We start from the raw sequence: 22,235 nt of genomic DNA on the forward strand, positions 1-22,235 counted from the left end.
TCTCAAGAATCAAGAAAAGCGAAGAACACATGACTTCTCTTGAAAAACATAACCGGATGGCCAACGCGATCCGTTTCCTCTCCATGGACGCCGTGCAGAAGGCCAATTCGGGACATCCCGGTCTGCCGATGGGCGCGGCCGATGTCGCGACGGTGCTGTTCACCAAGTTCATGCGGTTCGATCCCAAGAACCCGAACTGGCCGAACCGCGACCGCTTCGTGCTGTCCGCGGGCCATGGCTCCATGCTGCTCTATTCGCTGCTCTATCTCCTCGGCTACGAGGACATGACGCTCGAAGACCTGAAGAATTTCCGCCAGCTCGGCTCCAAGACCGCCGGCCACCCGGAATATGGCCATGCCTCAGGCATCGAAACGACCACCGGTCCGCTCGGCCAGGGCATTGCCAATGCCGTCGGCATGGCGATTGCGGAACGCAAGCTTGCCGATGAATTCGGCGAAGGTCTGATGGATCACTACACCTATGCGCTGTGTGGTGACGGTTGCCTGATGGAAGGCATCAGCCAGGAAGCGATCACGCTTGCCGGCCACCTGAAGCTTTCCAAGCTGATCCTCTTCTGGGACAACAACTCGATCACCATCGACGGCGCCGTTTCGCTTGCCGATTCGACCGACCAGCACGCCCGCTTCCGCGCGGCCAACTGGCACACGATCGACATTGACGGCCACAACCCGGACGAGGTTGCCGCGGCCATCGAGGAAGCGCAGAAGTCCGACAAGCCGACCATGATCGCCTGCAAGACGACCATCGGTTACGGCGCGCCGAAAAAGGCCGGCACTAACAAGGCCCACGGTTCCCCGCTCGGCGACGAGGAGATTGCCGAAACCCGCAAGGCCCTCGGCTGGGAATACGCCCCCTTCGAACTGCCGGAGGACATTCTCGACGCATGGCGCGTCGCCGGCCTGCGCTCGACCAAGTCGCGCGTGGAATGGGAAGAGCGGCTTGAGGGCACCAAGGCCGAGATCAAGGCCGAGTTCAACCGCCGCTTCTCCGGCGCGCTGCCCGGCTCCTTCGACCGCACGGTGCAGAAATACAAGCAGAAGCTTGCCGACGAGAAGCCGACGCTTGCCTCGCGCAAGTCCTCGCAAAACGCGCTGGAAGTCATCAACGGCGCCATTCCGGAAACGATCGGCGGCTCCGCCGACCTGACCGGCTCGAACAACACCAACACCAGCCAGACGCCGTCGATCACGCCCGACGACTTCTCCGGCCGCTTCATCCACTGGGGCATCCGCGAACATGCCATGGCGGCAGCCATGAACGGCATCGCGCTCCATGGCGGGCTGATCCCCTATTCCGGCGGCTTCCTGATCTTCTCGGATTATTGCCGCACCTCTGTGCGTCTGGCAGCGCTGATGGGCATCCGCGTCATTCATGTCTGGACGCATGACTCGATCGGCGTCGGCGAAGACGGCCCGACCCATGAGCCGGTCGAGCAGATGGCATCGCTGCGGGCGATCCCGAACCTCCTGATGTTCCGCCCGGCGGACGCCATGGAAACGGCGGAATGCTGGCAGCTCGCGCTGGAAAGCCAGCACGCGCCGTCCGGCATTGCGCTCACCCGCCAGAACCTGCCGGCCGTTCGCCTCGACTATTCGGAGAAGAACCTCTGCGCCACGGGCGCCTATGATCTGATCCCGGCCAATGAGGCCGAAGTGACGATCTTCGCCTCCGGCTCGGAAGTCGGCCTCGCCGTCGAAGCCCAGAAGGTTCTCGACGGCAAGGGCATTGCCACCCGCGTCGTTTCCGTGCCCTGCATGGAATTGTTCTTCGAACAGCCGGAAGACTACCAGAAGGCCATCATCGGCAATTCGCCGATCAAGGTCGGCGTCGAAGCCGCGATCCGCATGGGCTGGGACGCCTTCATCGGCACCGACGGCATCTTCATCGGCATGGACGGCTACGGCGCCTCCGGCAAGGGCTCCGACCTCTTCAAGCACTTCGGCATCACCGCCGAGGCGATTGTCGAGGCGGTCGAAAAGAAGCGCGCATAAGCGACTTCAAAGGATTGAATTGCACAGCCCGGTCCAAACCGGGCTGTGTCTTGCCGAAAATGACGTCACCCTGCCGGTTTAAGGCTGATTTTCCGGCAAATAACGCTTATATCGGGGCAGCCGGCTTGCCGGCGCGCGATGGCCGTTTTCGTTCCGGCGGTCTCATGAGAGAACGCCCGCCCCTCGGGGCGCCATCCGGCGGCTTTGAGCTTTGTAAAATATATCTACTCGCGAATAGGGAGTCCCTACCATGACAGTTAAAGTTGCCATCAACGGCTTCGGCCGCATCGGCCGCAACGTTCTGCGCGCCATCGTCGAATCGGGCCGCAAGGACATCGAAGTCGTCGCCATCAACGACCTGGGCCCGGTTGAAACCAACGCCCACCTGCTGAAATACGATTCGGTTCACGGCCGCTTCCCGCATGATGTTACCGTCGACGGCGACACGATCGACGCCGGCCTCGGCCCGATGCGCGTCACCGCGATCCGCGACCCGAAGGAACTGCCCTGGAGCGACGTCGACATCGCGCTGGAATGCACCGGCATCTTCACCGCCAAGGAAAAGGCCGAGATGCTGCTGGCATCCGGCGCCAAGCGCGTCCTGGTTTCCGCACCCTCCAAGGGCGCCGACAAGACCATCGTCTACGGCGTGAACCACGACACGCTGACCAAGGACGACATGATCGTTTCCAACGGTTCGTGCACCACCAACTGCCTGGCGCCGGTCGCCTATGTGCTCAACAAGGCCTTCGGCATCGAGCGCGGTTACATGACCACGATCCACTCCTATACGGGTGACCAGCCGACGCTGGACACCATGCACAAGGACCTCTACCGCGCCCGCGCGGCAGCGCTCTCCATGATCCCGACCTCCACCGGCGCCGCCAAGGCCGTCGGCCTCGTCCTTCCGGAACTCGCCGGCAAGCTCGACGGTTCGGCCATCCGCGTGCCGACCCCGAACGTCTCGGTCGTCGACCTGAAGTTCGTGCCGGCCAAGGATGTTACCGCCGAAGAGGTCAATGCCGCGATCAAGGCTGCCGCCGAAGGCGAACTGAAGGGCATCCTGGAATATAACGACGAGCCGCTCGTCTCGCGCGACTTCAACCACGACCCGGCCTCCTCGATTTTCGCTGCCCAGCAGACCAAGGTTCTGGAAGGCAAGCTCGTCCGGGTCCTGTCCTGGTACGACAATGAATGGGGCTTCTCCAACCGCATGGCCGACAACGCCGTCGTCATGGGCAAGCTTCTCTAAGCCTGCAAGGCTTCTCGCACCGTCTTCCGCTGCATGGCAGCGGGCGCGGCACAGACATCAAAAAGGCCCGCCGATCCGTTCGGCGGGCCTTTTTTTGGCAAAGTCCGTCAAAGACTGAAGGCACTTACCTACCCCTTCTTCGTCACCCCGGCCTTGAGCCGGGGTCCAGAGCCGCAAGACGCTTTCTTCCCAAGAGCTTGAACTCGAAAGTCCTTGATCCCTGGCCCTGGATACCGGCTCAGGGCCGGTATGACGGAAGTGAGAGGTGAACGCCTTTCCTATCTCACACGACCCGAGCGAGCGCCTGCGTCCGCCAAAAAAAAACCCGGCCACAAGGACCGGGTCTCGAAAATTCCGTGGTCTGATCGGAAATCAGATGCCGAGGCCGCCGAAGCGCTTGTTGAACTTGGAGACGCGACCGCCGCGGTCGAGCAGCTGCTGCGAACCGCCGGTCCATGCCGGGTGCGAGGTCGGGTCGATGTCGAGGTTCAGCACATCGCCTTCCTTGCCCCAGGTGGAGCGGGTCTCGTATTCCGTGCCGTCCGTCATGACGACCTTGATCATGTGATAGTCGGGATGAATATCAGCCTTCATAACTCTCGTTCCTGCAAGTTCGTTACCAGGCCGGCTGCCATTGCGCCCGCCGGGCCTATTGAATAAACAAAGCCGTGCGACCTTAAAAAAGCCCACGGCTGTCGATGAGGTTGCGGTCGCTATACAGGAACGTGGGCCGAATAACAAGAGCCGCCTGACGCAATATCGGGCGGGCGCAAGAGTGAAGGAAATTCCCGTGAGCATTAATGCCAAGACGAGCGGCGGCAGAGCCAAAGAGCTTCGGCCGCTGGCAGCGATCCTGCCCTATATTGCCGCCTATCGCGGCCTCGTTGCCGGCGCGCTGGTGTTCCTCCTCACGGCATCCTTGGTCACCCTCGCCCTGCCGATCGCCGTGCGCCGAGTGATCGACCATGGCTTTTCGGCCGATGACGCCCAGCTCATCAACAATTATTTCCTGGTGCTCGGACTGATGGCGCTGGCGCTCGGCGTGTCCAGCGCGCTGCGCTATTTCTTCGTGATGATCCTCGGTGAACGCGTCGTCACCGATCTGAGGCGCGATGTCTTCGCTCATGTCATCCGGCTGTCGCCCGCCTTCTTCGACATCAACCAGTCCGGCGAGATCGTATCCCGGCTGACGGCCGACACGGTACAGATCAAGTCGGCCTTCGGCGCGAGCGCCTCGATCGCGTTGCGCAACCTGATCATGGGGATCGGCGCACTGGCGATGATGATCTATACCTCACCACGCCTCTCCGTGCTGGTGATCGTGGCGATCCCGCTGGTGGTCCTGCCGCTGATTGCCGCAGGCCGCAATGTCCGCACGCGCTCGCGCGCCGCCCAGGACCAGCTTGCCGACGCCACCGCCTTTGCCGGCGAGGCGATCGGCGCAACCCGCACGCTGCAGGCCTTTACCGCGGAAAGCATGGCCGCCGAACGTTATGGCCGCGGCGTGGAGAATGCCTTCTCCGCCGTGCGCGCGGCGCTGCAGGCGCGTGCCGGACTGACGGCGGTGGCGATCTCCATGGTGTTCTGCTCGATCACGGCGATCCTCTGGTTCGGCGCGCAATCCGTGCTGTCCGGCGCAATGAGCGGCGGCACGCTTGGCCAGTTTCTCCTCTATTCGGTGCTCGCCGCTGGCGCTCTCGGGCAACTTTCGGAAGTCTGGGGCGAGCTGTCGCTGGCCGCCGGCGCCGCCGAGCGCCTGAGCGAGCTTCTCATCGAACCCTCCGCCATCAAGGCGCCGACCAATCCCGTCGTCTTGCCCCTGCCCTCGCGCGGGGCGCTTGACGTGGACGATGTCTCCTTCCGCTATCCGACCGGCGGCGCCAAGGCCGGCGCGCTCAACGGCCTGTCGCTTTCCGTGAAGGCCGGCGAGACAGTCGCCGTCGTCGGCCCTTCAGGCGCGGGCAAGAGCACGTTGTTTTCGCTTCTGCTGCGCTTCTACGACCCCGATGAGGGCGAAATCCGGCTGGACGGCGTCGACCTGCGCAAGGCCGATCCCGACGCCGTGCGCGCCCGCTTCGCCCTCGTACCGCAGGATGTCGCGATCTTCGCGGCCAGCATCCACGACAATATCGCGCTCGGCACACCGAACGCGACCCGCGACGAGGTCCGTGCCGCCGCCATTGCCGCCCAGGCCGACGGCTTCATCGAAAGGCTTGAGGATGGCTACGACACCATGGCGGGCGAACGCGGCATCACTCTTTCCGGCGGCCAGCGCCAGCGCATCGCCATTGCCCGCGCCGTGCTGCGCGACGCGCCGGTTCTGCTGCTGGACGAGGCGACCTCCGCGCTTGACGCGGAAAGCGAGACGCTGGTGCAGCAGGCGCTTGGCGGGCTGATGCAGGGCCGCACCACACTGGTGATCGCCCACCGCCTGGCGACGGTGCTTTCCGCCGACCGCATCCTGGTGATGGATGAGGGCCATATCGTCGAGGAGGGCACGCATGAGGCGCTCGTTGCCGAAAACGGGCTCTATGCCCGTCTGGCGCGGCTGCAGTTTTCCACCGAGGAAAGCGCCTGACCCATCAAGGCTTGGGCTTGCGCCCCGTCGGCATGAAGGTGGCGGCGAAGATCAGCGCGATGCCGGCCCAGACGATCGGCTGCGGCCATTCGCCGAAGACCACCAGCCCCATCATCACCGCCAGCGGCAGCGCCATGTGCAGGGCGGGCGTCAGCACCACCGCATCGGCCATGGAGAAGGCCCTCAGCATGCAGTAGTTGCTGGTATTGACCAGTAGCGCCGACAAGAGCAGCAGGCCCAGATCGCCAAGTCCGATCGGCGACCAGAAGAACATCGCCGGGATGGCCGCGATCGCCGCCATCAAGGCATACATCCAGAAAAGCGCCGGCAGGAAGGCCTCGTTCATCGCCAGCATTTTGAGGACGATGTTCTTCGCCGCGAGCGCGATCGCCGCCGCAATCGCCACAAGGCCGGCAAGCTGAAAGGCCTCGCTGCCCGGACGCAGGATCAGGAAGGCACCGGCAAGGCCGAGCGCCACGGCAAGCCAGCGACGCCAGTCCGCCTTTTCCTTCAAAAGCACGATCGCCAGCGGAATGACGAAGAAGGTTTCGAGCTGAAACAACGATGAGGCCACGGTGAAGGGCAGCAGCGACAGCGAGGTGAAGATCAGGAAGCTGACCAGAACGCCGAGCGCCGAGCGGATCAGCAGCAGGCGCGGCGACTTGATGGTAAAGCCCGCCCTGCCCTTGGAAGCCGCGATCGGCAGCACCATCGCCGCCGCCAGGCCCGACTGCACGAACACCAGCATGACCGGCTCATGGCGGGACGTGAGCATCTTGGTCAGCGTATCGACAAAAGTGAAGGCGGCAACGCCGCCGATCATCAGAAAGATCGCGACAAGGCGGCTATCGGGCCGCCAGCGCGCAGCCCGTGCGGGCAGGACGAAGGTCATTTCTCACTCCTGAACAAGCATCTGTTCGTCTTGGGATGCTTCCTGGAGGAACCCTCGTCCGCTTGTCAGGAAGAACAGCGCTTTAAAAAAGCGCGGCGGTTGGGCGCTGTTGCGCCATGCCGCCCTTGCGGAGCGCACAGGATAGGAAAGAGCGCGCCGGAAGGCAAGCCCGCCGCGCCAATGGCGCGGCGGCTGACTCAGCGCTCGGTCAGCTTGAACTCGATGCGGCGGTTCTGGGCGCGCGCTTCCGGCGTTTCGCCCGGCGCGATCGGCTGATATTCGGCAAAGCCCGCCGCCACGAGGCGCGTCGCCGGCACGCCCTGCGAGATCAGGTAGCGAACCACCGAATTCGCGCGCGCGGTGGAAAGCTCCCAGTTATCGGCAAACTGGCCGCCGGGCCGGATCGGCACGTCATCCGTATGACCATCGACGCGCAGCACCCAGTTGATGTCTTCCGGAATCTCCGGCGCGATCTCCAGCAACGCCGTTGCAAGCTTGGAAAGCTCGGCCCGGCCATCGTCATTCAGTTCGTCGGAACCGGAAGGAAACAGCACCTCCGACTGAAAGACGAAGCGGTCGCCGACGACGCGGATATTCTCGCGGTCGGAGAGGATCTGCCGCAGCCTGCCGAAGAAATCCGAGCGATAGCGGTTGAGCTCCTGCACCTTTTGCGCAAGCGCCGTATTCAGGCGGCGGCCGAGATCGGCAATGCGCGCCTGCGAGGCCTCGTCCTTGGCTTCGGAAATTTCCAGCGCCTCCTCGACGGCGGCAAGCTGGGCGCGAAGCGCGGAAATCTGCTGGTTGAGAAGCGCGAGCTGGCTTTGCGCCTTCGCCGTCAGCTGCCGCTCGGCCTCAAGGTCCTCGGAAAGCGAGGAAATGCGCGCGTCGGCGGCATCGCTGACGCCGGCGCCCTCATCCAGAAGCGACTGAAGGCGCGAGCGTTCGGCCTGAGCCGAGGCGAGCGATGCCTGCAGCGAGGCGATCGTATCGCTGGCATCCTGGTTGTTGCTTTTCTCCAGCGCCAGAAGCTGCGTCAGTTCGGCGATCTGGCTGTTCAACCGGTTCAGCACCTCGTCCTTGCCGGAGATCTCGCGGGTCAGGATAAACTGGCCGATGACGAAGACCGTGAGCAGGAACATGATCGCCAGAAGCAACGTCGACAGCGCATCGACGAAGCCAGGCCAGTAATCGACGCTGCGGTTGGATCGGCGGTTGCGGGCGAGCGCCATGGCTACCGGTCTCCAAGCTTGTCGGTGAGCCGCTGCAGCGTGCGCCGCATCTCCTGGGATTCCTCGTGCTGCGCCTCGATCCAGTCACGCAGCATCTGCTGTTCGTTGCGCATGTTCTTGACAACGCCCTGGATGCCTTCGGCCAACTGGGCCATGGCGGGGACGGAGCTGGCGCCCGCGCCATTCGCCTCGGCAATGCGGCGCAATTCTTCAGCAAGAACTTCGAACTGCTCGGACGAGCCACTGGCGGCGCCCTCGAGCACCGGCGCCAGATCCGAAGTGACGTCGGTCATGGTCGACAGCCAGTTCTCCAGTTCCATATAGAAACGGTTCTGGGCGCGGCCTGCCTGCAGGTCAAGGAAACCGAGCACCAGCGAACCGGAGAGACCGAGCAGCGAGGAGGAAAAGGCCGTGCCCATGCCCGAAAGCGGGCCGGAAAGACCGGATTTCAGAGCTTCGAGCACGTCCCCGGAATCGCCGGAGTTCGGATCGAGGCTCTGGATGATGTCGCCAATGGAACCGATCGTCCCGAGCAGGCCCCAGAAGGTTCCAAGCAGGCCGAGGAAGACGAGAAGCCCGACCAGATAGCGCGAGGTATCGCGCTGCTCGTCCAGCCGGGTGGCGATGGAATCGAGGATGGAGCGCAGCGACGAGGTCGACAGCGCCATCGTCTGGCGGCTGCCGATGAGCGCGCGCATGGGCGCTAGCAATTTGGGATCGCGGCCGACTCGGTCAGCGCTTCCCGCAGCGCGGAAGGAATTGAGCCAGGTGACTTCACGGCGGAGCGCCAGCACCTGCGAGAACACCATCAGAACGCCGATCAGCAGAACGCCAAGAATGAGGCCGTTCAGCCCCGGATTTGTCATGAAATAAGTGTGCGCCTGGCGATAGAGGATGGCAACGAGAAAACCGACCAGGATCAGGAAGATGACCATGGTCCAGACGAAGGTCATGGGGCTCGACATCTTCTGGGCGTAGCCGCGCGGGCGGGGCTGGCGCTGATCGTCCTGTTCGAGTTCGAAATCCGACATCTCGTCCTGTCCTCCGCTCAAAGCTGACACCGGCCGAAATTTGCTGCACGGCCGAACGGGTCCGAAGCATGCCTTCGAACCGGTATCAAAGCTCTATTCGAAAATGCGGGCGATTTGAAGAGCGTTGCGCCGAAAACCGGGCTCGCTCCACCGGAAGCGGCGCGGCCTATTTCTCGAGGCGACGCTGCAACTGGTCGTAGAGTGCAATGCGGATCATCTCGTTTCCGGCCACGACGCTGCCGGTTTCAAGGCATTGCTGACCGCCCTTGGCGTCGGAGACGAAGCCGCCCGCCTCGCGCACCAGGATCAGGCCGGCGGCCATGTCCCAGGCCGAAAGTCCCTCTTCCCAGTATCCGTCGAGACGGCCGGCCGCGACATAGGCAAGGTCAAGCGAGGCGGCGCCGAGACGGCGAATGCCGGCAACCTCGCCCATGACATGGCGAAGCTCGACCAGAAACTTGCCGTGCTGGCCGCGCCCGAGATGGGGAACGCCGCAGCCGATCACCGCATCGGCAAGGTTACGACGGGCCGAGACGCGGATGCGCCGGTCATTACAGAACGCGCCGCCGCCCTTTTCGGCCACATAAAGCTCGTCAAGGATCGGGTTGAAGATCACGCCTGCGACCACTTCGCCGGAGCGCTCGAGCGCGATCGAGACGGCGAACTGGGGAATGCCGTGCAGGAAGTTGGTGGTGCCGTCGAGCGGGTCGACGATCCAGCGGTGCTGGCCGTCGGTCCCTGTCTCCTCGCCCCCTTCCTCGCCAAGGAAGCCATAGGTCGGGCGGGCGCGCATCAGTTCTGTCCGGACGATCTTCTCGGCCTTGACATCCGCTTGGGAGACGAAATCGGCGGGTCCCTTGATGGAGACCTGAAGGTTCTGCACCTCGCCGAAATCGCGGGTCAGAGACCGGCCCGCTTTGAGCGCGGCCTGAACCATGACATTGAGAAGGGCTGAACGGGCCATGACCAGAAATCCTCGGTTATTGCGCCGGCGCGGGATCGCCTGCTGCCGGCAAACAGGCTGTTGGCGGGTTCATGATCACAGAACGGTGCGGAATTCAAGGCCTGTCAGGCATTTGCCCGCACGGGAGCCCGGCCGGGAACGGGTACGGACAGTATTTCGGTGCGGTTTCGGCCCGCATTCTTGGCCCGGTAGAGCGCGCGGTCGGCATAGTCGAACGCCTCTTCCAGCGGCGTCTCGCCCACCGTGAAGGCGGCGATCCCGGCACTGACGGTCACCGTGAACGTCTCGCCCTCATGGCTGAAAACCAGCTTCTCGACAAGTGCCCGGATGTGTTCGGCTATGCGGTAGGCATCATCGACGGAGGTCGAGAGCAGGACCACGGCGATCTCCTCTCCGCCGAAGCGGACCACGAGATCGGAACGGCGCATTCGGCTCGTCACCGTCGTCGCTACCCGCTGCAGCACTTCGTCGCCGCGCGCGTGGCCATAGCGGTCATTGACCGATTTGAACCGGTCAATGTCAAACAACACGACGCAGCCATAGCGCTTGTCAGGCGCAACCGACTGGCCGAGACTGCCTTCGAACTGCTCAAGCGCCCGACGGTTGTAAAGCCCGGTCAGCGGGTCGCGCTCGGCATTGAATTCCACGTCGCGCAGATAGTCTGCGCTGCGCTTGGTCGCCTCGAGCGCCGAGCCGAGAAGGACGATGCCGAGAATATTCACCAGGGTCAGGGTAAAGCCGATGCTTTCCATCAAGTTTAGCGCGGTGCGAAACTCGACCATGAACAGGGAGAGCACCATCAGCGCGGCAAGACAGCCGAGGATCAGGAACCCGCCCGGCGTGCGCTTGTTGGGAAAAAGCCACGTGAAGACGATCCCGGCCGCGGCGGCAATGATGATGCCGGCGACGCCTGCCATCATCCCGTCACCGCCGATCATGATCCGCGGCAAAGCGGTGCAAAGCGCAACCAGGATCGTGCCGCCCGGGCCGGCAAAGGGACCGGCAAGCGCGATGAACACGGCGCGCGCATCGAAAATATAGCCGGACTCGAGCACAATGGGGTTTGTCATCGCGGCCAGAGCGCCACAGGCAAAAACGACAGCGCTAGCATATTCCTCGTACCATTTCCCGCGGAAATGGCGAAGCACCATGCCATACCCCATGACAATCAAGGCGCCCAATCCGAGACTGCCAATCATCTGCCCGACAAAACTAAGATGCAACAAGCAGTCATTCCCCCACAAATCCCGCTATCGGAACGGGATATTCAAATTCCATGCCCGTGATTGGATATAACGTACACGTTAACCAAAGAAATTAATATATAAAACAAAATGAATTGTGCGATCTCCGCCCTGATTAGTATCGCCGCGCAATGGCGCGAGACCTGAGCATTGCCTGCTCAAGACTCTCCGGTGGAAGCGATGCCAGGAGCTTCTCCATCTCATCGTCCCTGAGCCCGACATTGCGGGCGCTCAGGTAAAAGACGGCAGCGGATTGCGCGTCAACGGGCGTGCCGATGCCGTTGAGATAGAGATAGGCAAGCCGGCTGGCGGCGGCGGGGTTTCCGTTGAGCGCCGCGCGGTGCATCCATTCGGCGCCCTCTTCAATATTGCGCGGCATGTCGGTTCCGTTGATCAGGTCGAGCGCCAGTTCGAGCTGGGCGGTGTCATGTTCGCCGTTGGCCGCGCGGCGCAGCCAGTAGCGCCAGAGATCGCGTTTTTCGGCAGGCAGGTTTTCAAGCGCGCGGTAAATTTGGGAAAGCGCATATTGCGCATCGGGCACATCAGCCTCGGCCGCCTGCTCAAACCACGGCAAGGCAAGCTTAAGCCCCTCCGCCCCCGGATTTTCCTGCACAAGGATGGTCGCATGGTTGAAAGCGGCAAGCGGATCGCCCGCCTCCGCCGCCTGCCGAACAAGGTCCCGCCCCTTGCCACGCTCTTCCTCGTCGTCCGAACCCAGCAGATACATGCCGTAACGATTGACGGCGAAGGGGGCCTTGCTTTCCGCGGCCATGCGGTACCACGCGCCGGGCTCGCCTGCGCGACCTTCGGCGATCAGCTTGCGCTCGATGAGTTCGGCAATCAGGGTTTCGGCACGCGGATCGCCCCGCCCGGCGCGCGCCATCGCCGCCTCATAGGCCGCATCGAACAGCCCGCGCTGATAGGCTCCATAGGCCTCGTCCACCGGCCCGTCATAGGGCGGCTGCGGCGGCGCGGGCGCCTCGCCTTCCATCGCCGGCGTCAGCTGGGCAAATTCGAAACTATAGGCGTTTGCCGGCTTGTCTGCCTCCATTCCGGGCGGCAGCAGCGTTCCGCCGAGCCGGGGATTGCCCGCGGCGCCGGCGACAAGATCCGCATCGGTCGCGAATTCGCGCGCCGAAATCGCAAGCGCCGTGCCTGGCAGCACGAGCGCGAGGATCAGGGCGGCAAGAGGGGTACGGCAGCGGACGGTCATGACCCCTTCAATAATCAAACCGTGGCGCTTTTTCGTCGAGCGCGGCATTGATCTGGGCAACCATGCCCGCCGGGCCGCCGGGCGCGGAAAAGACGGCCTTGCCAACGGCGACGAATTCCGCCCATGTGAGCGCGGCCTCGATCACGCTTGCCGGCTCGCTGCCGGCCATGACGACACAGGGGATTTCGACCATGGACGCCCACCATTCGCCAAGCTCGAGATTCTTCGGGTGCGTCTGGGGATGAGTGTCGCCGTCCAGCTTGCCGAAGAACACGTAGTCGGGGTTCAACTCGCCGAGCTCGAGCGCATGGTGGCGGTCCTTGGGTCCGCTGCCGCCGACGATCATGCGCGGCGAGAAGCGATCCATGGCGTCGGCAAGGACGCCGGTTCCGCCCTCGATATGAACGCCGTCAGCCTTGACCCGCCCGGCCACGCGCGTATCGCCGGCGATGATGGCGGCGGCCTCGTAGTTCTGGATCATCGGCACGATCAGTTCGGCGCGCTTCTGGAAAGCTTCCACCGCCTCGCCATATTGCGGGAGAATGACCGAGGCCACATCCCCGCCGCGCAGCGCATCGGCGATGGCTTTCTCCTGCAATTTCATGTCGGCGATCTCCGGCGCGATCAGCACCAGCCGGCAACGATCCTGTTCCGTATCCATATTCCTCAATCCCTTCCCGCGCGTCGGAGGCGGTGCGCCCCTCTCGCTATTTCCGGATAAATCCGTTAGAGCGGAGTTTCAACAGGTGCTTTGATTTCATGCTTCCCGATCCGATTTTTTATGCGGCGGCGATCCCCGCCGTTCTTCTCGTCGGCCTGACGAAAGGCGGCATGGGCGGCGCGCTGGCGCTGCTCGGCGTACCGATCCTGACCTTCGTCGTCGAGCCGGCGACGGCAGCGGCCATCATGCTGCCGATCCTGATCGTCATGGATGCGGTCGCGCTGTGGACATGGCGGCATCACGGACACTGGCCGACCCTTAAGGCGCTGCTTCCCGGCGCAATCATCGGCACGGCGCTCGGTTGGTATACGTTTTCGGCCGTCCCCTTCGAACTGACCCGCATGTTGGTCGGGCTTGCCACCGTCGTCTTCGCCGGCAAATATTTCTACGACCGCTGGAAGCCCGGCGAGAAGATCGAGAAGCCGGCGAAAGGCCAGAGGCCGGTCGCGGCCACTTTCTGGGGCGCCATCGCCGGCTATACCAGCTTCATCTCGCATTCGGGCGGGCCACCCTATCAGATCTACACGCTTCCGCTGAAGCTTGATCCGAAATCCTATACCGGCGCCAGCGTCCGCTTCTTCGCCATCGTCAACGTGATCAAGCTCGGCCCCTATTATGCGCTGGGCGAGCTCGGCGCGCCGAACCTTGCGGCATCGGCGAGCCTCCTGCCCTTCGCCGTCATCGCCACCATCGCCGGAGCCATGGTGGTCAAGCGCATGCGCATGGAGGTGTTCTACCCCTTCATGTACGCCATGGCCTTTCTCGCGGGTCTCAAGCTCGTGCTCGACGGGTTCTGAGACGATAGAGGCGGCCGCAAGCAGAGCGGCCGCGTCTTCGCGGCTGCGGACTATTCGTCCTCGGGCGCGCGAATCATGCCGAGCGCGATCATGTAGGTATCGAGCACGGCTTCTTCTTCCATGCGCTCCTGCTCGTCCTTCTTCCTGAGCGCAATGATCTTGCGCAGCGCCTTGGTATCGAAGCCCGTTCCCTTGGCCTCGGCGTAAACATCCTTGATATCGTCGGCGATCGTCTTCTTTTCTTCCTCGAGACGTTCGATACGTTCGATGATCGAGCGCAGCTGATCGCGCGCAATGCCGTGTGCGTCGTCGGCCATGGTCAACTCCTTGTGCCGCTGAAAATTCTGTCGCTGAAAAATGCGTGGGCACCTGCCTGCCGAAAACCGCCGGCAAGGTCAAGTTCGTTCTTCGCCGCCGGCGCTCATTCCTTTGGCCTGTTGCTTTCGAACGCCGCCTTCTGCTCGTCGCTTGCCGCGCGCTGGTTCAGAGCCTTCCACGCCTCATAGGGCATCCCGTAGATGATCTCGCGGGCCTCTTCCTTGGCGAGTTCGAGACCCTGCGCTTCCGCCGCCTCGCGATACCAGTTGGACAGGCAATTGCGGCAAAAACCGGCAAGGTTCATCAGATCGATGTTCTGCACGTCGGAGCGTTCCCTGAGATGGGCGAGGAGCCGGCGGAAGGCCGCGGCCTCGAGATCGCGTTGCTGTTCTTCGCTCAGTCCGGTCATGCAGGCCTCCCTTTCTTCGGTGTCAGGCGCGCGAGGGGAAACGCCGGCGCGCATGCAGTGTCTCGTCTTGTGCAAGGTTGGCCAGAATGGGCGCGAGACGGTCGGCCCACAAAGCCACGCCTGCATCGTCGGCGATCAGGTCCTGGCGGATCTCGATCAGGGCATGGGCGATGCCCGTTGTCATGCAGTGCCGGTTCATCGTATCGCCCTTCAGGGCGCCATCATAGGGCTCATTGTCGCCGACGGTCACGCCGTCGATCGCCTCAAGCGCAACCAACAGCGGACGGACGGCGCGCGGGTCGCCATCCCAGAGCACGCCCGCATGCCACGGTCTTGCCGTTTGCTTCCAGAACGGCGTGAAGGAATGAAGCGAGATCACCAATGGCGGCCTGCCTGTCGCCGTCTCGGCCTCGTCGATCATCTGGTCCACGGCTTGGTGATAAGGGCGATGGAAAAGCGCGAGCCGCTTTTCCCGTTCTTCCCGTTCAAGCGGATGATTGGCGGGAATGATCGCCCCGTCCGAGATCTTCATGATCAGCGTCGGATCGTCCTCGCCGCGATTGGGGTCGATCAACAGGCGGGAAAATGTCGACAGGACAGCCGGAGCCGAAAGCCGCGCCGCAAGGGCGCGCGTCAACGCCTCGATACCGATATCATAGGCCACGTGGCGGCTGAAAACGCTGCGGTCAAGGCCAAGATCGGCATAGTCTTCGGGAACGTCCGCCCTGGCATGATCGGCCAGAAGGACCAAACCGGTGTCATATTTTCCGGCTATTCTCTCACAGGCGTTGATCTTCGGCATGGATATCCGCTGCAGAATTAACAATAATGCGGGTGATGGCATAGAGTCGGCATATCGGCAAGCCGCAACCGCGCCATTTGCCTCGCTTGCTGCGGGGCTTTATGATAAGGGCTGCAAATCGATTGAATGCGCCTTCCGCACGGTGACGCAAAACGAGATCTGGCACATGCGACTGAAACCGAATCATCTCAACTTCGGCGCCGCACTCCATGCACCCAAGAGCATGACGCGGCCTTTATACCTCCTTGGCCTCTTTTTCGGCGGACTTTTCCTGGCAACGCTCTGGCCGAGCAACCAGGCCCATGCCGAGTTCAGGGTCTGCAACGACACCGCCAATCTCGTGGGCGTTGCAGTCGGCTATCGCGGGGAGGAAGGATGGATTTCGGAGGGATGGTGGCAACTCCCGGCCACCACCTGTGCAACCGTCGTGCCCGGCCCCTTGCAATCGCGCTATTACTATCTCTACGCCGAGGACGCGTCCGGCAGCGGACGTTGGACCGGCTATACCAACATGTGTGTCGCAGAAGAGGAGTTCGAGATTACCGGAGTCCAGGACTGTTTCACGCGCGGTTATCAGCAGATGGGATTTAGCGAATATGACACAGGGCGGGAGGAGAGCTGGACCGTTCAGCTTTCCTCAAGGCCCAGCACCCAAGAAAGTCAGAACTGATGAGACGAAACAGAAAAGTCAAGATCCTCGCCACGCTCGGCCCCGCCTCGTCTGAAGAAGAGCAGATCCAGAAACTCCACGAAGCAGGAGCAGATCTCTTCCGCATCAATATGAGCCATGCCAGCCATGACCTGATGCGCACGCTGATCAAGCGTATCCGCAATGTCGAAGCCCGCATCGGCCGTCCGATCGGCATTCTCTGCGACCTGCAGGGCCCGAAGCTGCGCGTCGGCAAGTTCCTTGACGGCAAGGTCGAGCTCGAGATCGGCCAGACTTTCACGCTTGATGACAAGGATGAGCCCGGCAACGAGAAGCGCGTCTTCCTGCCCCATCCGGAAATCCTCCAGTCCGTCGAGCCCGGCCATCGCCTGCTGATCGACGACGGCAAGCTGCAGCTGCGCGCCGAAAAATGCGACGGCAAGAGCATCGAGTGCACGGTGATCGCCGGCACCACGATTTCCGACCGCAAGGGCGTTTCCCTTCCCGATACGCTTCTGGGCGTCGGCGCCCTGACCGACAAGGACCGCGCCGACCTTGACGCCGTTCTGGAAACCGGTGACGCCGACTGGGTGGCGCTCTCCTTCGTGCAGCGTCCCGACGACCTTGCAGAAGTGCGCAAGATCGCCCGCGGTCAGGTTGGCCTGATGTCCAAGATCGAAAAGCCGCAGGCCATTGAGCGGATCGAAGAAATCATCGAAATGAGCGACGCGCTGATGGTGGCGCGCGGCGACCTCGGCGTGGAGATGCCGCTGGAGACCGTGCCCGGCCTGCAGAAAAAGCTCATCCGCCTCTGCCGCTCCGCCGGCAAGCCGGTGGTTGTCGCCACCCAGATGCTGGAATCGATGATCACTTCGCCGGTTCCGACCCGCGCCGAAGTCTCCGACGTCGCCACCGCCGTTTTCGAAGGCGCGGACGCCGTCATGCTGTCGGCTGAATCGGCTGCCGGCCAGTATCCGGTCGAAGCCGTGTCCACCATGGCCTCCGTGGCCCGCACCATCGAGCGCGAGCAGCTTTACCCGCAGATCCTCTACGCCCAGCGTCCGCAGCCGGAAGCCACCGGCGCCGATGCCATCTCGCTCGCCTCGCGCGAGATTGCCGAGACGCTGAAGCTGACGGCGATGGTCTGCTACACGGCGTCGGGCACAACCGGCCTGCGCGCCGCGCGCGAGCGGCCGAACGTGCCGATCATTGCGCTGTCGCCGGTGGTCAAGACCGCGCGCCGCCTGTCGGTTGTCTGGGGCCTGCATTGCGTCGTCGCCGACGAGCCGACCGATCTCGACACCATGGTCGATGGCGCCTGCCGCATCGTGGTTGACGAGGGCATCGGCAAGCCCGGCGACCGGATCATCATCTCCGCCGGCGTGCCGCTCGGCACCCCCGGCGCCACCAACATGCTGCGCATCGCCTATATCGGCATGGACGGACGCTCCGGCGTCTGATCTTGCGCCAATAGGCTGAGCAATGAGGAAGGCCGGGTGTGCGAGCGCCCGGCCTTCAGCTTTTGGCCAAGGCCCACACCAGCGCTTCCGTCATGCCGGCCCTGAGCCATTGGTGCCCGGTTTAGCCATCAGTCGGGTTTTCTTTTCGGTTTCCGCCCTCCACCTGCGTCATGCTCGGGCTTGTCCCGGTATGAATAAGGAGGGGCTTGTTCAACCAACGGCTCGGTGAGAAAAGCGATGTCCTGAAATCCGGGTAAGATACAATATTCAGCGATTTCAACGCTTTTCAGCGTCTCGTGATTTTAAACCGGAGACCAGTGGCCCTGGCCCCCCGGATCAAGTCCGGGGTGACGGACAGCGGGAAGGCAAGCGCCTTCTGTTTGTTTCGGGCTTTTCAGCGCCGAGAGACATGCGCCAGGATGCCTGAACTTCCCGCAAGCTCCCTCCCGGTGCTTCATTGCAGAACCGATCCTTCAGCCGAGCTTTGCAAATCAGATGATTAATTCCTAAGTGTGGGACAACGCTCATCTTCCGGAACAGGATTGTCCGATGACTGCATTTTCCATACTCGATCTCTGCCCCGTCGTTGAAGGCGGCACGGTTTCAGAAGCGCTCGATGCCACACGGCAGATGGCGCGACAGGCCGAGGCTTCCGGCTTCACCCGTTTCTGGCTTGCCGAGCACCACGGCATGACCGGCATCGCAAGTGCCGCGACCTCTCTGGTCATCTCCGAGGCGGCGCGGGCAACCGAAACGCTGCGCGTCGGCTCCGGCGGCATCATGCTGCCCAATCATTCGCCGCTGGTGATCGCCGAACAATTCGGCACGCTGGAAGCGCTCTATCCGGGCCGCATCGATCTCGGCCTTGGCCGCGCGCCGGGCACGGACATGAACACCGCCCGCGCCCTGCGCCGCAATCTGGAGGCCGGCGCCCAGACCTTTCCAAACGATATCGTCGAGCTGCAACAGCTGATGGACGATCCGCAAGAGGGCCAGCGGCTGATCGCCAATCCCGGCGCTGGCGCCAAGGCGCCGATCTATATTCTCGGCTCCTCGACCTACAGCGCGCATCTGGCGGCCGCCCTTGGCCTGCCTTATGCCTTCGCCTCGCATTTCGCGCCCGATATGCTGTTCGATGCGCTGCACATCTACCGCTCCAACTTCAAGCCCTCGGCCCAGCTCGACAAACCATACGTGATCGTCGGCGTGATGGGGGCGATGGCCGATACGGATGAGGAGGCCGACTACCACTTCACCTCCGCCCTGCAGAGCTTCGTCGCGCTGCGCAGGAATGCGCGCGGCAAGACCCCGCGCCCGGTGAAAAGCATGGATGGCCTGTGGACCGAAATGGAGAAATTCTCGATCGAGCACACCTTCCAGTTCGCCGTCGTCGGCGGGCCGGAAAAGGCGAAGGCGAAGATGCAAGGCTTCATCGCCGACACGAAAGCAGACGAGGTGATCATCTCCGTGCCGGTGCATTCGGTCGACGCGCGACTGAAATCGGTGGCGATGTTCGGTGAGCTGCGGGAGAGCCTGGCAAAGGCTGCGGCCTGAAAAAAAGCAGCCGGCGCTTGTCCCGGCGGCTACAGACTGCTGAGAAAGCCTGTTGCAGAACCAGAGAACCTGCTCCCATTCTCCGTCACCCCGGCCCTGAGCCGGGGTCCAGGGCCACAAAAACACCCTTCTTAACAGTGCCTTAATCGCGACGGCTCTCGCTGTTTGGATCTGGATGCCGGCTCAAGGCCGGCATGACGGATGAGGGGGGAACCAAACTATTTCAACACAAAAAGCCGCCGGACCTTGACCCGGCGGCTTTCTGCAAATTCAGTCTCGAAAACTCAGGCCGAAAGCTTGGCCATGACTTCGTCATCGACCTCGAAATTCGAATAGACGTTCTGGACGTCGTCATCGTCTTCGAGGTTCTCGATCAGGCGCATCAGCGACGTGGCGCGCTCTTCGTCCACCGGAATGGTGTTCTGCGGCTTCCAGATGGCTTTCACGCTGTCGGCCTCGCCCAGCGTTTCCTGAAGTGCGGAGGAGACCTCGTTGATGTCCTCGAAAGCGCAATAGATCGTGTGGCCGTCCTCATCGGACACGACGTCTTCGGCGCCGGCCTCGATCGCGGCTTCCATCATGGCATCCGCATCGCCGGCTTCGCTCTTGTAGACGATCTCGCCGACATGGTCGAAGGAGAAGGCGACCGAGCCGGTTTCGCCGAGCGCGCCGCCGGCCTTGGTGAAGATCGAGCGGACATTGGAGGCGGTGCGGTTGCGGTTATCCGAAAGCGCCTCGACGATCACGGCGACGCCGCCGGGGCCATAGCCCTCGTAGCGCACTTCGTCATAGTTCTCCGCATCGCCGCCGGCGGCCTTCTTGATCGCGCGTTCGATATTGTCCTTCGGCATGGACTGCGCCTTGGCGTTCTGGATCGCCAGCCGAAGACGCGGGTTCATGTCCGGATCGGGCGCGCCCATCTTGGCGGCGACGGTGATTTCGCGCGCCAGCTTGGAGAACATTTTCGAACGCACCGCATCCTGCCGGCCCTTGCGATGCATGATGTTTTTGAACTGTGAATGGCCCGCCATGAGCTCCGCCCTGTCTTTATCTTATAAACGATAGAATGGGCGCCTTATAAGGGCGCAGCGGTTTTGGTTCAAGCCCAAGCGCGCCTGCGGGACGAAGAGAGGCGCGGGTTGCGCTACCTACCACACGCCTTCCAGAAGGATGATCTTCGGCGGGCTGGAGAGCGTCCTGAGCGAGACCGTCAGCGAGCGGCTGTCGGAATAGACCACCTCGAAGCCCTCGCCCATCATCTCGGCGAAGCTCCTGACGCGCGGCCCCGTGCGGTGCATCGGCAGAACGATCGAGGAATAAAGCCGCTCGATGACATTGCGCATGCTTTCAGCCCCGAGCGTGAGCCCGCCGTCCACGGGCACCATGACCACATCGAGCCGGCCGATCTCCATGATATGGCTGTCGGTCAGTTCATGATGCAAATGGCCAAGGTGCCCGATGCACAGGCCCGCCACCTCGAAGATGAAGATGGAATTGCCGTCTTCCTCGAAACTGCCCCAGGCGCGGATATCGGTGGTGACGTTGCGAATATAGGTATCGCCGACGACAAGATCGTGATCGGCCGCCTCGCCGGGCACGTCGCCCCAGCCGTGCAGCACCATGCCGATGCCGGGATCGGGGCTCAGCGTGAAATGGCTCTCATGCGCCTTGTTCATCGTCGCCACATCCGGCGGACCACCGGGCAGCAGAAAGCCGGAATAATCGGTCGCGATCCGCACGCCTTCAGGCGTTTCGATCAGATAGGTGGAATGGCCGATGAAGGTGATCGTCACCTCCGGCGCCTCATAGGCAACAGGCATGAAGCTTGCGAATTTCACATCCGGCAGGCGCTCGGCAATCGCCTGGCACTGACTGACCGGCGGGCGCGATTGCGCGGCCGCGCTCGCTGCCCAGAGCGCCATAACTGCAGGAACGAGCATCGCAAATTGACGAAGCACTGCCATTCCCCCTTGTTTTGAGGATGGCAGCAGTGTGCGGGAGAATGGCGGAAAGGTCCACGTAAGCCCTGCGCAATGACGTTCACACATTCGTGATGGCGGTCGGCGCAAGGCCGAGCGCGCAGGGCCCGGGTGAGCCTTGCTTTGCCGCAAGTCTTCCCCCATCTCGATCGCCGAGGGCAAGACAATCGGAGATCGAAAAATCATGCGTGAAAAGGTGCTGGCTTTGACAACCTCCCGTAACTGGGAAGCCTTTATCCTGACAGTCATCATCATCAACGCAATCACGCTGGGTTTCGAGACCTCCGATACGGTGATGCAGAGCTTCGCCGGGCCGGTGCTCAGGTTTTTCGACCGCCTCGTCCTGATCATCTTCGTCATCGAAATCGCTTTGCGGCTTTATGCCCACCGCTTGCGCTTCTTCCGTGATCCGTGGAGCCTGTTCGATTTCACCATCGTGGTCATCAGCCTCCTGCCCGCAAGCGGCCCCCTCCAGGTGCTGCGCGCGCTGCGCATCCTGCGTGCACTGCGCCTTCTGTCGATGATCCCGTCGCTGAGGCGCGTGATCGGCGGTCTGGTGGCCGCCCTTCCCGGCATGGGTTCGATCATCGTCCTGATGGCGCTGGTCTTCTACATCTTCGCCGTGATCGCCACGAAGCTTTACGGCGAGACCTTTCCCGAATGGTTCGGCTCGCTCGGCGCCACGATCTATTCGCTGTTCCAGATCATGACGCTGGAAAGCTGGTCGATGGGCATCGTCCGCCCGGTCATGGAGGTCTATCCCAATGCCTGGCTTTTCTTCGTGCCCTTCATCCTCTCCACCGCCTTCACCGTGCTCAACCTCTTCATCGGCATCATCGTCTCGGCCATGCAGAAGGAACACGAACAGGAACTGCTGGAAGAAAACCGCCAGGCCCGCGAACCGGAAATGCAGATGATCTTGTCGGAGTTGAAGGCACTACGGCAGGAGGTGGCGGCGCTGAAGGTCGAAAGGACCCGGTAGAGTTTGGAGAACAAACTCAAACGTTCACTAGGCTGTGTGGACGGATTTGATGAGGTTGAATGCTGCAGCGATTGACACGATGGCTGAAAAGTTGCGTTTGGTTTTCTCGCAGCGCAGAGCCACCCGTTTGAAGCGCTTGAGCTTTCCTA

21 protein-coding genes are annotated in these 22,235 nt (G+C 62.6%); 8 read left to right on the forward strand and 13 right to left on the reverse strand.

From position 1 onward, the window contains the following. Positions 1–29: 29 nt before the first annotated feature. Positions 30–2,012: a transketolase gene (gene tkt / locus FF124_RS20335; RefSeq protein WP_138750313.1), complete on the forward strand. Its 1,983-nt coding sequence runs from the start codon at positions 30–32 to the stop codon at positions 2,010–2,012. 250 nt (positions 2,013–2,262) lie between these two features. After that, entirely contained in the window at positions 2,263–3,264 is a 1,002-nt protein-coding gene (gene gap / locus FF124_RS20340; protein WP_138750314.1) for a type I glyceraldehyde-3-phosphate dehydrogenase, read from the forward strand. Between the two features lie 372 nt (positions 3,265–3,636). Here gap and rpmE read toward each other — a convergent pair whose 3' ends face one another. Then, the gene (rpmE, locus tag FF124_RS20345; RefSeq protein ID WP_018066325.1) at positions 3,637–3,858 is read right to left on the reverse strand and encodes a 50S ribosomal protein L31; all 222 of its coding nucleotides are present in this window, start codon (positions 3,856–3,858) and stop codon (positions 3,637–3,639) included. 196 nt (positions 3,859–4,054) lie between these two features. Between rpmE and FF124_RS20350 the strand changes: the two genes are divergently transcribed. Beyond that, on the forward strand, positions 4,055–5,842 hold the full coding sequence (locus FF124_RS20350; protein WP_138750315.1) for an ABC transporter transmembrane domain-containing protein: 1,788 nt from the start codon (positions 4,055–4,057) through the stop codon (positions 5,840–5,842). A 4-nt stretch (positions 5,843–5,846) separates the two neighbouring features. Here the strand turns inward: FF124_RS20350 and FF124_RS20355 are convergent, their stop codons facing one another. The 7 genes from FF124_RS20355 to FF124_RS20385 all read right to left on the reverse strand — a co-directional run bounded on the left by FF124_RS20355 (position 5,847) and on the right by FF124_RS20385 (position 13,076). Further along, positions 5,847–6,734: a DMT family transporter gene (locus tag FF124_RS20355; protein ID WP_138750316.1), complete on the reverse strand. Its 888-nt coding sequence runs from the start codon at positions 6,732–6,734 to the stop codon at positions 5,847–5,849. A 197-nt stretch (positions 6,735–6,931) separates the two neighbouring features. Then, on the reverse strand, positions 6,932–7,963 hold the full coding sequence (locus tag FF124_RS20360) for a peptidoglycan -binding protein (protein ID WP_138750317.1): 1,032 nt from the start codon (positions 7,961–7,963) through the stop codon (positions 6,932–6,934). 2 nt (positions 7,964–7,965) lie between these two features. Next, the gene (locus FF124_RS20365; RefSeq protein WP_138750318.1) at positions 7,966–8,994 is read right to left on the reverse strand and encodes a flagellar motor protein MotA; all 1,029 of its coding nucleotides are present in this window, start codon (positions 8,992–8,994) and stop codon (positions 7,966–7,968) included. Positions 8,995–9,160: 166 nt separating this feature from the next. Further along, positions 9,161–9,958 (reverse strand): inositol monophosphatase family protein, encoded by a 798-nt coding sequence (locus FF124_RS20370; protein WP_138750319.1) that lies wholly within the window; start codon positions 9,956–9,958, stop codon positions 9,161–9,163. Positions 9,959–10,062: 104 nt separating this feature from the next. Continuing rightward, on the reverse strand, positions 10,063–11,157 hold the full coding sequence (locus tag FF124_RS20375) for a GGDEF domain-containing protein (RefSeq protein ID WP_342777079.1): 1,095 nt from the start codon (positions 11,155–11,157) through the stop codon (positions 10,063–10,065). 160 nt (positions 11,158–11,317) lie between these two features. Continuing rightward, entirely contained in the window at positions 11,318–12,415 is a 1,098-nt protein-coding gene (locus FF124_RS20380) for a tetratricopeptide repeat protein (RefSeq protein WP_187327026.1), read from the reverse strand. 7 nt (positions 12,416–12,422) lie between these two features. Next, entirely contained in the window at positions 12,423–13,076 is a 654-nt protein-coding gene (locus FF124_RS20385; protein WP_138750322.1) for a thiamine phosphate synthase, read from the reverse strand. A 98-nt stretch (positions 13,077–13,174) separates the two neighbouring features. On the opposite strand from FF124_RS20385, the gene FF124_RS20390 reads away from it, so the two are divergent. Further along, positions 13,175–13,933 carry a sulfite exporter TauE/SafE family protein gene (locus FF124_RS20390; protein ID WP_138750323.1) on the forward strand — a complete coding sequence of 253 codons (759 nt, stop codon included), beginning with the start codon at positions 13,175–13,177 and terminating at the stop codon, positions 13,931–13,933. A gap of 50 nt (positions 13,934–13,983) precedes the next feature. Here FF124_RS20390 and FF124_RS20395 read toward each other — a convergent pair whose 3' ends face one another. The 3 genes from FF124_RS20395 to FF124_RS20405 form a co-directional block, all read right to left on the reverse strand. Beyond that, entirely contained in the window at positions 13,984–14,250 is a 267-nt protein-coding gene (locus FF124_RS20395) for a DUF2312 domain-containing protein (RefSeq protein ID WP_024706522.1), read from the reverse strand. Positions 14,251–14,354: 104 nt separating this feature from the next. Then, positions 14,355–14,660, reverse strand: coding sequence for a DUF1244 domain-containing protein (locus tag FF124_RS20400; RefSeq protein WP_138750324.1), 306 nt, complete (start codon positions 14,658–14,660; stop codon positions 14,355–14,357). 22 nt (positions 14,661–14,682) lie between these two features. Then, on the reverse strand, positions 14,683–15,462 hold the full coding sequence (locus FF124_RS20405) for an N-formylglutamate amidohydrolase (RefSeq protein WP_138750325.1): 780 nt from the start codon (positions 15,460–15,462) through the stop codon (positions 14,683–14,685). A 223-nt stretch (positions 15,463–15,685) separates the two neighbouring features. Here FF124_RS20405 and FF124_RS20410 point away from each other — a divergent pair, with 223 nt between their 5' ends. The 3 genes from FF124_RS20410 to FF124_RS20420 all read left to right on the forward strand — a co-directional run bounded on the left by FF124_RS20410 (position 15,686) and on the right by FF124_RS20420 (position 19,125). Beyond that, positions 15,686–16,132, forward strand: coding sequence for a DUF1036 domain-containing protein (locus FF124_RS20410; RefSeq protein ID WP_246072607.1), 447 nt, complete (start codon positions 15,686–15,688; stop codon positions 16,130–16,132). Further along, complete coding sequence (gene pyk, locus FF124_RS20415) at positions 16,132–17,571, forward strand: pyruvate kinase (protein WP_138750326.1); 1,440 nt, start codon at positions 16,132–16,134, stop codon at positions 17,569–17,571. Before FF124_RS20410 ends, pyk begins: the two co-directional genes overlap by 1 nt. A gap of 549 nt (positions 17,572–18,120) precedes the next feature. Next, positions 18,121–19,125, forward strand: coding sequence for an LLM class flavin-dependent oxidoreductase (locus tag FF124_RS20420; protein WP_138750327.1), 1,005 nt, complete (start codon positions 18,121–18,123; stop codon positions 19,123–19,125). Positions 19,126–19,409: 284 nt separating this feature from the next. On the opposite strand, the gene FF124_RS20425 is transcribed toward FF124_RS20420, so the two are convergent. After that, a complete protein-coding gene (locus tag FF124_RS20425) occupies positions 19,410–20,156 on the reverse strand; it encodes a YebC/PmpR family DNA-binding transcriptional regulator (protein ID WP_138750328.1) in 747 nt (248 codons plus the stop codon). A gap of 117 nt (positions 20,157–20,273) precedes the next feature. Beyond that, on the reverse strand, positions 20,274–21,089 hold the full coding sequence (locus FF124_RS20430; RefSeq protein ID WP_425462557.1) for an MBL fold metallo-hydrolase: 816 nt from the start codon (positions 21,087–21,089) through the stop codon (positions 20,274–20,276). A 199-nt stretch (positions 21,090–21,288) separates the two neighbouring features. On the opposite strand from FF124_RS20430, the gene FF124_RS20435 reads away from it, so the two are divergent. After that, the gene (locus FF124_RS20435; protein WP_138750330.1) at positions 21,289–22,086 is read left to right on the forward strand and encodes an ion transporter; all 798 of its coding nucleotides are present in this window, start codon (positions 21,289–21,291) and stop codon (positions 22,084–22,086) included. Positions 22,087–22,235 lie beyond the last annotated feature (149 nt).

The sequence above is a fragment of the Martelella lutilitoris genome, assembly GCF_005924265.1.
Classification (GTDB): Bacteria; Pseudomonadota; Alphaproteobacteria; order Rhizobiales; family Rhizobiaceae; genus Martelella; species Martelella lutilitoris.